This window comes from Neobacillus niacini NBRC 15566 (assembly GCF_001591505.1).
GTDB classification, from domain to species: domain Bacteria; phylum Bacillota; class Bacilli; order Bacillales; family Cytobacillaceae; genus Neobacillus; species Neobacillus niacini.
Map to the genome: position 1 here is coordinate 14,094 of NZ_BCVA01000012.1, position 11,926 is coordinate 26,019.

Annotated in this window: 9 protein-coding genes and 2 pseudogenes; 9 read left to right on the forward strand and 2 right to left on the reverse strand. The window is 33.9% G+C overall.

Features of this window, described 5'->3' with window-relative positions; all coding sequences use genetic code 11:
• Positions 1-117: 117 nt before the first annotated feature.
• From BANA01_RS11885 to BANA01_RS11905, 5 genes are all read left to right on the forward strand, one after another.
• Positions 118-438, forward strand: a complete 321-nt coding sequence (locus BANA01_RS11885) for a hypothetical protein (RefSeq protein ID WP_235847120.1) — start codon at positions 118-120, stop codon at positions 436-438.
• 188 nt (positions 439-626) lie between these two features.
• The gene (locus BANA01_RS11890) at positions 627-947 is read left to right on the forward strand and encodes a ribonuclease E inhibitor RraB (protein WP_235847121.1); all 321 of its coding nucleotides are present in this window, start codon (positions 627-629) and stop codon (positions 945-947) included.
• 370 nt (positions 948-1,317) lie between these two features.
• Complete coding sequence (locus BANA01_RS11895) at positions 1,318-2,055, forward strand: AAC(3) family N-acetyltransferase (RefSeq protein ID WP_034674402.1); 738 nt, start codon at positions 1,318-1,320, stop codon at positions 2,053-2,055.
• Positions 2,056-2,979: 924 nt separating this feature from the next.
• Positions 2,980-4,041 carry a tetratricopeptide repeat protein gene (locus BANA01_RS11900; RefSeq protein WP_169803687.1) on the forward strand — a complete coding sequence of 354 codons (1,062 nt, stop codon included), beginning with the start codon at positions 2,980-2,982 and terminating at the stop codon, positions 4,039-4,041.
• Positions 4,042-4,446: 405 nt separating this feature from the next.
• Entirely contained in the window at positions 4,447-5,925 is a 1,479-nt protein-coding gene (locus BANA01_RS11905) for a hypothetical protein (RefSeq protein ID WP_063253284.1), read from the forward strand.
• Positions 5,926-6,401: 476 nt separating this feature from the next.
• Here BANA01_RS11905 and BANA01_RS30350 read toward each other — a convergent pair whose 3' ends face one another.
• Together BANA01_RS30350 and BANA01_RS30355 are read right to left on the reverse strand one after the other, a co-directional pair.
• Positions 6,402-6,986, reverse strand: a complete 585-nt coding sequence (locus BANA01_RS30350) for a M20/M25/M40 family metallo-hydrolase (RefSeq protein WP_052106338.1) — start codon at positions 6,984-6,986, stop codon at positions 6,402-6,404.
• Entirely contained in the window at positions 6,973-7,716 is a 744-nt protein-coding gene (locus BANA01_RS30355) for a hypothetical protein (RefSeq protein WP_052106339.1), read from the reverse strand. The genes BANA01_RS30350 and BANA01_RS30355 overlap by 14 nt, the downstream gene beginning before the upstream one ends.
• A gap of 124 nt (positions 7,717-7,840) precedes the next feature.
• Here BANA01_RS30355 and BANA01_RS11920 point away from each other — a divergent pair, with 124 nt between their 5' ends.
• From BANA01_RS11920 to BANA01_RS11935, 4 genes and pseudogenes are all read left to right on the forward strand, one after another.
• Positions 7,841-8,032 carry a hypothetical protein gene (locus BANA01_RS11920; protein WP_034674398.1) on the forward strand — a complete coding sequence of 64 codons (192 nt, stop codon included), beginning with the start codon at positions 7,841-7,843 and terminating at the stop codon, positions 8,030-8,032.
• A gap of 44 nt (positions 8,033-8,076) precedes the next feature.
• Positions 8,077-8,652, forward strand: coding sequence for a hypothetical protein (locus tag BANA01_RS11925; protein ID WP_034674401.1), 576 nt, complete (start codon positions 8,077-8,079; stop codon positions 8,650-8,652).
• Positions 8,653-8,947: 295 nt separating this feature from the next.
• A pseudogene (locus tag BANA01_RS11930) lies at positions 8,948-9,273 on the forward strand (nucleoside triphosphate pyrophosphohydrolase).
• A pseudogene (locus tag BANA01_RS11935) lies at positions 9,266-11,689 on the forward strand (DEAD/DEAH box helicase family protein). The pseudogenes BANA01_RS11930 and BANA01_RS11935 overlap by 8 nt, the downstream one beginning before the upstream one ends.
• Positions 11,690-11,926: the final 237 nt, after the last annotated feature.

Consider the following 11,926-nt stretch of genomic DNA (forward strand, 5'->3'; position numbering starts at 1 on the left):
AAGTAATCAACAAAGAAAATTTTATTGGTTTAGGAGGAAGTTTATGATTAAGGAATTCAAAGCAAAGAAAAAGTAGATTGCATTGGCGGCTTTACTGCTATTTACGCTGAACCAATTATGGCCCATATAAATCCTACCGAAATTCACAAAAAAGATCTTTTCATTATAATAAAAAGCGATCATACCATCTGGGCCACGATTGTGGACCATGAAGGCAAAGATCAACAAAATAATCAGTGGATAGAAATCATTCGGGATGACCTAAAGAGAAGAGTAAGTCCAATTATGCCAAGAACCTATTACTTTGAAATAACAAAGGGAGATTTATTTGGAACCTATGTGATTTCGAAAGATATCATTTCAAATGAGTCCTTTTGCGAGAGCAAATCCTATCTTAGTGCTTTAATAGATAACAATTGGCAGCATACCAGGTACTGATCCAAGAACGGTATTATGAAAGTTTTTATACAAGACATATTTCATATTAAATTTAATTGTTTATTATTAATGGGGTAGATACACATAAAATTATATCTTTTTGAACAATAAAAATTTATGGTTAGTCGAAAAGATATAAGTGAATTATAATAAAAATAATGATGTACTAGAATATGGAGGAAAAACGAATGAAATTTCCAAATGATGCGGATGGAGAGGCTTTACATAGTTTATATAAAGATGGATTAGATTTTAAAAAACAACAATCAGTGGACTTTTTTGTTGCCGTGCCTGATAAAGCAGCAGGTGAAAAATTATCGCAAGTACTAAAGAAAGAAGGATTCAATTGTTTCTTAGAGCAAGACGACGAAACGGAAGAGTGGGCATGTTGTTGCTCGAAAAGAATGTTATTAAATTATAATGAATTAATAAAAATACAGAATCAATTAAACAATATAAGTAAACCACATGGTGGTTACTCTGACGGTTGGGGCGTTTTTGTAGAATAAAAGGATTGAGGGAATCAAAAGATGCTTGTGCTTGAACCTTCCTTTGATATTATACGCAAGATAGTGCCAGGTATCACCCGAGAAATTGGGCAGTACCTGGCATCTTTATTTGAATGATAGAAGACAGTTGCTATTTTCCTATTAATCAACCCTTCACTCATTAAGTGTGGATTATATAGAAATGTCACATTTCTGTACTGACAGGATTGATTCAGTTTGCTGATTATATGGTCAAATGTGTATGGGTAATGAATTCAGATTTTTCATATAAGGATTCTATCTCTATTTCCTGAAATCTCCAGGAAACATAGACAAATATTCCTAATATGGTATTCTTTTGGTGTACTTAAAGATTGAAAGGTTGATTGCAATGTACAAGAAACAAGATTTGTTAAAGCACCTTAAAGAATTGGGAATCGACGAGAATGGAACATTACTTGTTCATTCATCCATGAAAAGTATTGGACAAGTAAAAGGTGGGGCGGATACTGTCCTTGATGCACTTACAGAATATATGAAAAATGGTCTTTTGGTTTTCCCTACCCATACATGGTTGTATATTAAGGCGGAGAATCCTCGATTTTATGTCAATGACTCACCATCTTGTGTTGGATTATTAACGGAACTGTTTCGAAAACGTCCGGGTGTTGTTCGCTCATGGCATCCAACACATTCTGTAGCTGCCCTGGGAAAAGGAGCACATGAATTTATTGCAGGAAATGAACACTTCGACACACCTTGTGCACGCGAATCAAGTTGGGGAAAATTACTCGATCAGAAGGCAACCATCTTATTAATCGGGGTCGATTTACGAAAATGCACATATATTCATGGAGTCGAGGAATGGCTTGATATACCAGGTCGTTTAACCGATGAGCATCAAATGCTTTACACCATATTACCGGATAAAACGGAAATTTCCATACCGCAAAGAAGACATATGGGTCATACCTCTGAAAAATATGATCGTGTTGAAGATGTTTTTCTGAAAAATCAAGTTATGTACAAAGGACAATTTGGGGACGCAACAGTAAGGGTGTGTGAAACAGTGAAAATGACAGACTTACTAAATCACTTACTAAAAGAAAAACCGGATTTATTTTCTTGATTATATACCACAACATCAAAGGCTGGGCCTTACGCGAGCAATGGACGGTTAATTACTGGGGAACCTGGCGGGACAACTTTATACGCTAACTAGTGATGTACTTACAGAAGCAGTTAACGCGGTCAGTCCCATGCCTTGGGATGCTAGATGAATTTCTTTTATAAAAATACATTTTGTTTGAAGTCATTACATGTAAACTAAAATTGAATAAATTTCAATAAGACAGTCTTTTGCAAACGGTTCAGATTTACTCTTATAATACGTAGTAGACACATACTACGCAGTAATTTCTTTTGTGAAAGAATCTACTTATAGTAGAGGAAGTATCTATATTTATAGCTGATTGGCTTCAATAAACGCGCTAGATTGTGGAGGATGTAGTTTAGCATTAATTACGAGGAACCGTATCATAAGTAAATGAGGTTTAAAACAAATGTCGTCAAAATAACGGCATTTGTTTTGGGTAAATTGTTTAGAAATGTTTAACTTAAATAATTTCAATACTTTACCATAATTTACTATAAAGTTTACTAAAATTCACTTTTTTGGGAGATAGCTTTTCAAATTATATAATAAATAATATGATAGGGTTAGAAATTTACATATTTTAGACGAGGAGAAGGGATTTATATTTTTAACATACTAAAGGATACAATACTTTTAAAAGAAAATGATAACTCGGCTAATACATTCATTTATTATGTAGCTATCTCTTTCTTTTTGTTAATTCCATTTGCATTCGTTGGAGCATTTAATAATGTTTCATTTTTGATTTCGTTCGCTTTTTCCGGAGTGTTTTTCACTCTATATGACATGTTAACTAAAAAAAGTGGCTTAATGTTATTTTTAGGAATATTATTTACGATAACAATCCCTCAAATTCTTCAATTGAAAGTCATTCATAGAATTTTAACTGAGATATTGATGAAGATAAACGATACTTTCACGCTTGCAATAAGCTCATCATCGATAAGTAATGCTTTAACGATTGCAAGTTTAGGACTTGTTTTATTTAGTTTATCGAGCAAAAATCGAGAAATAAAAGAAATTGGCAATGAGAATAAGAGACTAAATGAAGCAATTCAAATTCAAAAAGAGTGGACAATAAGGTTTGAACAAGTTAACCAACTTGAAGAGATAGAAGAACAGATAAATGAGCTCACAGAAATTATTAAAAGTGAGCAAGACCCATTAATATTGTCAAAATCATATGCTATGCGTAGTAATGGTTATAGAGAAATTAATTTACTAGATAAAGCCCTAGAGGACGCTGAGAAATCTATAACATATAATCCTAACTATCATATTGCATATGTTTTACGAGGAAATGTTTATAAAAGTATGGGAAAACAAGAAGAAGCGATAAAAGATTATACAAAAGCAATAGAGGTTAACCCAGATTATGCGGAGGCATATAACAGTCGAGGAATTGTTTATAAAAGTATGGGAAAACAAGAAGAAGCGATAAAAGATTATACAAAAGCAATTGATGTTAACCCCAATTATGCGAAGGCATATTACAACCGAGGAAATGCTTACAATAGTATGGGAAAACAAGAAGCGGCGATAGAAGATTATACAAAAGCAATTGATGTTAACCCCAATTATGCGAAGGCATATTACAATCGAGGAAATGCTTACAATAGCATGGGAAAACAAGAAGAAGCCATAAAGGACTATACAAAGGCGATAGAGGTTAACCCAGATTATGCGATGGCATATAACAATCGAGGAAATGTTTATAATATTATGGGAAAACAAGAAGGAGCCATAAAGGATTATACAAAGGCGATAGAGGTTAACCCAGATTATGCGGTGGCATATAACAATCGAGGAAATGCTTACAATAGTATAGGAAAACAAGAAGAAGCCATAAAAGACTATACAAAGGCGATAGAATTGGACCAAGAGTATAAACCTAAGCTTGAGCTAATTATTAATATGATAAAAGATAGTACTGACGAAGTAGCAACAGGAAAAGCTTAATTGTATATTTTTAATCACATAATAAAAGAGTATGATTTTTCAAACCTCATTTAGATACATCACGGAGAACCGTACCAAAATAAGTGCGGAAATTCAACTTGGGCATTGATATTACTTGCCTAAGGTTGTTTTGTATCCATTATAGCTTTTTTATAAATATAGATTGAAATATACGTAGAAGTTTATTTGAAATTTTTGTCATAAATTGCATGTACATGTAAAAATATGATTGTTAAAATATAGTATGTGATGTAGTTATGTACTAAGGAATTTAATATGAAATACAAGATGGATTATTCCTTTATCTTATACTCCGTTGAATTTTGTTTGGGGTTTCATAGAATTCACTTTAAGTAAACTTGATGTACATCATATATTATATTCTTAGCAAAAGAGTGATAAGTTATGTATAAGTGTGATAAGTCAATTGATTCCGAAACATTTAAAATAATTGAACAGGAAATATATGAACGTACAATAAATTACTCAAATAAATATGAAGTTATTTTGAAGCTAAACGAATTGAAAAGTCTGTCTGAAAATGAACTAAGAGCGAAAATGCCCTGGGAGCTAATAAATAAGCATATAGGATACAAACAAATTGTTTTCTCATGGATAAAGGATATTTTCTTAGGAATAAAAGGAATAATTAACAGAAATAAATATGTAGTAAATAATGATAGCTTAGAATTTTTAAAGCCAAATTCAGAAAAAGCATATAATCTTACTTACAAATATTACGTAAAATCAATTTTTGATAGTATCAATAATGATATTAAAGGTATTTTGGACAAACACGAGATAAATTACGTGTATTTATACCCACATGAAGTATCACTTGAAAAACCTGAAGCATCACCAGATATTTACAATAGTGAAGAAACAAAAAAATGGGACAGGAAAGAAGAAATAGTAGATCTCTTTCAAGTAGCTATTTGGATAATTACTATTGGATGGTTCTATAAAGTAGTAATAGATTATGATTTTAATTTATTGGGCAAAATAATATTATTGCTTTCTGGTGTTTCAATTCCGACACTTTACAAACTAATTAAGTATTATGTTAAAGTTCGTAAAACAATTTCAGGATATAAAGATAGGATAGTAATTGAAACAAAAAATCTCATAAATAGTGATCTCCAACCAGAAACTGCTACCAACTATATTTTAGACGAATTTTTTGAAAGAGTTGTAAAAAAAATAAAAGAAAAAAAACCAATAAATCATAAGTATTTAAAAATTGTTTCAACTATGCTATCAGTCAGTTTAGTAATTGTGGTTATAAGTCATAGTTTAATTAATAATCAAGATGCGATTGCAGTGAATCTGAATCAGCCTAAATCAGGAACTCTTATCAATGAATCTCATGCACCTAAAAAAGATGTTGAAAAATATTTACAAACGAAAGGCATTTTACCTTTGCTATCCAATGAACCTATGCCTGAAGAAGAAATAAAATTCGTTAAAGAAAAGATTACAGGAAAAGTTTCGTCTGTAACAATGAACTTAAGTTTAGATTGTTCTTCAATAAAGGTAAAAAATATTGATGAAAAAGGAAATATACATATTGAAGCTACAATAAAACTAAAAAACAATGCAAATGGTTGGGAAATAATAAAGGGTAATTTACTTGATATAAATGAAAATAAGACTTTAAAAGAGAAATACAAAGATCGATTAGATGATAAGATTCAAGAAATATATCAAAGTAAAAAAAGTGTAATAGACACCTTTGATAAAATCAAAAAAAGAGCAAAAATTGAGGCAAAAGGTAAAATAGATGATCTTGTTAAGAATCAGTATCCAGATATAAACGAAATAGAGGAGATAACAATTAATTATCAAACTGATGGCTTTGATATGAGTGGTACAGATCTAAAGTGATAAAAATGGATGAAGTCAGCATTGTACCAACTTACCTCACTCCTATTTTTCTCAAATATAGAGTAGGAATAAACAAAAACGATTCTTCGAAAAGAGGAATCGTTTTTTCTTGTTCATTAAATGAAAAACCTCACTTAAACTCGTAATGGTGAACCATATCACAAGTAAAGAAAATGAAGAATTCAATTTTAAGCAATCGGTATTATTACGAAAAAGTTAATATATTAAACTTTGATTGCTGAACAGTACAAATATTCTATTCAATAGAAAATGATATTCCACCATCGGCGAGATTGCGGATGACCAAAAGCCTAAATCCTCGGTAAAAATAAGGAATATTTAGGCTTTTACTTCAAAATTGTTGACGTTTTTCTATTGGTAAATACTTGACAGCAAGTGGTAAATTTCGTGGCAACTGCTGGTAAAAAACATGGCAGAGATTGTACATTCTTGTGGTGGAAATCAGTATAAAGATTTTAGAATCCTTTACAAATAAGAAGGATTCTTTGTTCGATCAATTGGTGATGCAAAACCGACTCCACTAGCAATACCGTTTCAAAGGTCGACTTGTAATCTACTGATTCCGTTTCTTTGTGTTCATTATTGTAGCCTGCTGATAGATTGACAGAAAGGATTCCGTACTCTGCGAAAACCATCGCGTCACTAATACCACCTGGAGTTGACTTCCAATTGTCCATTCCAGCTAATGTGCCTGCCTTTTCAAATAATCTGCCATACTCTTCAGGACAAAAGTGTACATAGTTGCTCCATGACGTAACAATATCCCGATTTCCACGGCGGTCAATTACAATGGCAGCATCAACATCCTCAATAAAATCCTGGTCGATTGCACGAGAACCAAGGCAGCCAATTTCTTCTTCCACGGTAAAAGCTACTTTCAGTGTTCCCCTAAAGTTGGTCTTTTTCACTCTTGATAGAATTTCTAGAATCGCTGCAACTCCTGCACGGTCATCGGCGCCAAGAATACCTTCCGAACTCCTAAGAATAGTATTTTCTTCGATTATTTCTCTTCCTTCCACAATTTCTTCAACGGTATCCAAATGAGCGGATAGGAGAACAGTGGGACCATCTCCAAGTTCCACAAACCCGAGAAGATTGCCTTTGCGGTCGATAAAGGAGTGATCGATAAGAGAGGAATTTATTTCGCACTCTTGAACGGAATCTACTTTCATCGGTGCTTACACCCGGTACATTTAAACACTCTACAAGCAAACCTTTAAAATGATGTGCCTGAAGATCCTTTAGAAAACTTGGATTCTTCCAGACCTGATATAGATTTTCAGCAAAATCAATTAACAGTGACTGACATTTCTTTGGATAAACCAATCGGATGTTTTTGCCTTCAATTCTTATCCGTAGACTGGGAGGTATGGCGCCCTTCAATAGCTCAAGCTGTTTCCCATTCGGATATTTCTTTAGATAAATTCTTGCCTCTCCTCTGCCATGCCCGTCACAGCTGCCATACGTATAAATACCAAGCTCGTTCATCCAGCGGATCACTCCACGGATATAGGGGTCAAAATCAGTAATCGGCAAATCGCCAAGGACGGGATCAATCAGCATCCCTCGCCCAGGGGAATCGATGGTTTTAGCAGATTCCTGCAGGAAAGAAATGAAATTCTCCTCGGTAATCTGGTCACCAACTTCATGAAACCACAGTTCTGTACCCTTTAGTAGTTTACCAACATTACAACCTTCACCATTCATTGAACGCATGAAATCTTCTTTTTGTAATCCGTGTCTTGCCAATAAAATTTCTTTGTTTTTCATATCCAACATCTCCTCTTTGGTTATAATCGAAGTATAGCAAGGCAGTTGTGACTGACTGTCACGGCAAGAAAAGAATGTATTTGACAGAATAAAAGGGAATTTTTCATGGAGAGGTGAAAGGAAGATGAGGGATCGTGATAATGATTTCCATCCCATGATGGAAGAAAAAAGATTACAAGAAATACTGGCACTGCAATGGCAACAAGACCATCCTGCTGCGAATTATCGCTTGGGCTATCTTTATTTCCGAAGAAGGGCATACACGAAAGCCGTTTCCTTTTTTGAAGGAGCATTGGACGGCTGTGTTGAAGAGTAATTAAATGATACGCAAAGAATGCTTGCCAACATGTTTCTTGTCAATTGCGGAATCAGATTGCAAAAGAAGCCATTCATGAGATCAACTTTATCGAGGATAATGTTTATACAAAACTGGAAATAGAAAGAATAGAGCGGTATAAAAAAGAGATTCTTGTTCTAGATGAAGAGGTCTTTAACAAAATGTTTTACCGAAAAATTGAAAATGGTACAGAAGAAAAGATTGGTGAATATGAATTTATCAACTTTAAACCTGATAAAAACCAACTACTATTAAAAAGATCCGATCACGGAATGGAAATTCATTTTCAAGATTTCAATCCAATCATGTTGAACCCAAAATCTTTTTATACTTTATATGGAATTGTAACGGCAAAAGGTTTTAGGACTTATAGGGAGTTACAAGAAATTGCTACGTATGGAAGCGGGCAAGAGGTAAGCGACGATTATATCCATCAGATTATCCGTCGGCTCTCGAGAGATCTTCCTTACTGGGGACATATTATTGAAACGACAACCATCATACACTCAGAATCAAGGAGGCCTATAGCAGCTATTAAACTGGCAGATGGTTTTTCGGCTTGTGTTCCTTGTCGGGTGGAGGATTATCTACCTGATTAGACGGGTGGATAAGGTAATTCAACAATATAAATAAAAGTATATCTTTATTAAGAATCTGTGTATACATTTCGAATAGTTCGACCCCGACCACCGGTATCAAACAGTGTATTTGTAGAGCAGAGTAAACGAAAAGGTACTCTGCTATTTTCTATTTCAACTTGTTCTACAAGAAGTTTATTGATTGTATTCTAATAACTATGACTATTTTCTGTTTAGAAATTAACCATCTACCAGGAATGTAAATATTTACTTAAATCGTTATAATATAGGTATATCAATATTGGAGGTAACATTAATGCCGATTTATAACAAATTAGTCCGTGATCGTATTCCTGAGGTAATTGAAAAGACAGAAAAAAATTTACTACAAGAATTTTAGATAATGAAGAATACATAAAAGAATTAAAAACAAAAAGTTTTGAGGAACTAAATGAATACATAAATGCAGAAAATGATAAAGAAGCAGTTGAAGAGTTAGCAGACCTCTTGGAAATTATCCATGCTCTTGCTGAATGTCACGGAGCGAGCATTGAAAAGGTGGAACAGGTACGACTGGAAAAGGCAGAGAAACGCGGTGGATTTAAAGATAAAATCTTTTTAATAGAGGTTGAGGATGAGTAAGATTCAACTGATTACAAGAGACCTTGGTTCACATTTGAATGACAAAATTGAAAGTGCGGATACAGTCTGTGTATTGTCTTCTTTTGTCATGAAATCAGGTGTCAATTTTATTAAAGATACCTTGAAGAAAGCAGCAAAAAATGAGGCGGATATTAAGATTTGTACAGGTGATTATTTGTACATAACACAGCCTGAGGCTTTAGAAGAATTGCTTTCAATAGATGAGCGAATAAGAATTCGCCTATGGAAAAGTAATGGTGTTTCATTTCATCCAAAAGCATATCTTTTTCAATCAAATGAACATGATGTTCTCTTTATTGGCTCTTCCAATCTTTCAAATTCTGCTTTGAATCAAGGCATCGAATGGAATATTTCAGTGAGTGATGAAAAAGAAGTTTTTGATGAAGCACTAAAGGAATTGCTATTTTCTACTCGGATCAAACGGTCCCATTAAATAAAGAAACCCTCGAAGCGTATCAGGTTAATTATGATGAGTATCAGCGAAAACATCCAAATCTAGTTCGAAAATGGACTGAACTTGAAGAACAAGAATTAATGCTTCCTGCAAAAAAGGATAGTCCTGAAATGCCCGAAGTCGTATTGGAACCGTCGGTTTCTTATGGAGAGATACTGCCTCGTTTTGCACAAATTGAAGCACTTGAAGAGTTAAATAAAACTTTAGAAGAAGAATAAAATAAAGCCCTGGTTGTGATGGCTACTGGGCTGGGGAAAACCTATTTGGCTGGATTTTTTGCACAAAACTTTACGAAGATTCTCTTTATTGCTCATCGTGAGGAAATTCTCTATCAAGCAAGAGATTCTTTTAAGAGAATTATGCCTGAAAAGCAGTATGGTATTTACAATGGCAAGATAAAAGAAGGTGAAGCAGATGCCATATTTGCTTCGATCTATACACTAAGTATTAAGAAGCACCTTGAGCAGTTTAGGGCGGATGAATTTGATTTAATTATTGTGGATGAATTCCATCATGCTGCAGCGGATTCATATAAACGTGCGTTAGATTATTTTCAGCCGAAATTTTTACTAGGGATAACAGCCACCCCTGATCGAAATGACAATAAGGATGTATATGCGCTTTGTGATGGGAACGTTGCATTCAGATTAGATTTCTTGGAAGCGATTAACCACCAATGGTTAGCACCCTTTACCTATTATGGGGTATATGACGACACAGACTATAGTCAAATCACATGGCTGGGAAATCGATATGCCGAAGAGGAATTACTACAAGTTCAATTAAGAGAAGAATTAGCTCAAAAGATACTACAAGCTTGGGAAGATAAGAAGCAAACTCGAACACTGGGATTTTGTTCTTCCATTAGACAAGCCGACTATTTATCAAACTATTTTAATAACCATGGCTATCATACCGTTAGTCTTCATTCTCAGCGGAATGGTATCAGTAGAAATCAGGCCATTTCGCAGCTGGCAAAGGGGAAATGGATATTATTTTCACTGTTGACCTTTTCAATGAAGGTGTAGATATTCCAGCGGTAGACACGCTTTTATTTGTCAGACCGATAGAAGCATTGACTGTTTTTACCCAACAAATTGGCCGTGGACTGCGCTTGCATCCTCACAAGGAAAAGTGTGTAATTATTGACTTAATAGGAAATTATCGTAATGCGGATATTAAATTAAGTTTATTTGATACACAACCTAATGAGGGTAAACCTAGAAACATCCAACCAACATTACCGGCCTTTTGTGAGATTGATTTGGATGTTAATGTCATTGACCTTCTTAAAGAAATGATCAGAAAGCGGCAACCGAGAAGAGAGAAACTGTTCCAAGATTATATGGATTTAAAAAGGGATATAGGAAAAAGACCTACATATTTAGAATTACATTTAAAGGGAGCTGCAGATTCACCGCACTATCGACAGGAATTTAATTCTTATTTTGGTTTTCTAAAGTGGGCTGAAGAATTAACGGAACGAGAGATTGAAATATTTGACCGATATGAAAATTGGTTCGTCGAAGTAGAAAAAACAGGAAGGCTAAAAGTTATAAAATGGTTGTTTTATTAGCCATGCTCGAAAGTGGAAAATCGAACTGGTACAAGCCTATATCTTCCAAAGATGTGGCACCTTTCTTTCATCAATACCTTATGGAAAAAGAACATCGAAAGAGAATTGATTTTTCCGATAAAGAGGCCAAGAAATTATGGGACTATGATGAAAAAGGGGTCAGCAAATTGATTGCTACTATGCCTATGACCAAATGGAGTGGTAGTTCTAAAGGGTTAATAAACTATGAAAAAGATGTGTTTCACATTAACATTGATGTTGTTATAGACGATGAGGAAACATTATTCCAATGGACAAAGGAGATTTGTGAATACCGCCTGCATTTTCACTTTGAGCGGAAGGCACGGTTACCTTTAACTTTATAGAGTAATTTTAAAGGGTAGCTAACATAAGCAGCCCTTTTTTAACTGTTATCTTTTTATACTATTTAAGATAATAATTTTAATTCCTTTGTATCTACGTTGAGAATATAGTTTCATAATAAATAAAGGAAAAACGACCTAGCTTAACGAATAATTGTAAGTATATTGCCAGTTTATTATTTAAATATACTTATACATATGAAAATTCGGAAATCGTTATTCCATACATCCCGTTAAGTA

Coding starts and splice junctions, on each gene's coding strand:
- BANA01_RS11895 (WP_034674402.1), top strand. CDS start 1,318: ATGTACAAGAAACAAGATTTGTTAAAGCACCTTAAAGAATTGGGAATC.
- BANA01_RS11900 (WP_169803687.1), top strand. CDS start 2,980: ATGAAGATAAACGATACTTTCACGCTTGCAATAAGCTCATCATCGATA.
- BANA01_RS11920 (WP_034674398.1), top strand. CDS start 7,841: ATGAGGGATCGTGATAATGATTTCCATCCCATGATGGAAGAAAAAAGA.
- BANA01_RS30355 (WP_052106339.1), bottom strand. CDS start 7,716: ATGAAAAACAAAGAAATTTTATTGGCAAGACACGGATTACAAAAAGAA.
- BANA01_RS11905 (WP_063253284.1), top strand. CDS start 4,447: ATGTATAAGTGTGATAAGTCAATTGATTCCGAAACATTTAAAATAATT.
- BANA01_RS11885 (WP_235847120.1), top strand. CDS start 118: ATGGCCCATATAAATCCTACCGAAATTCACAAAAAAGATCTTTTCATT.
- BANA01_RS11890 (WP_235847121.1), top strand. CDS start 627: ATGAAATTTCCAAATGATGCGGATGGAGAGGCTTTACATAGTTTATAT.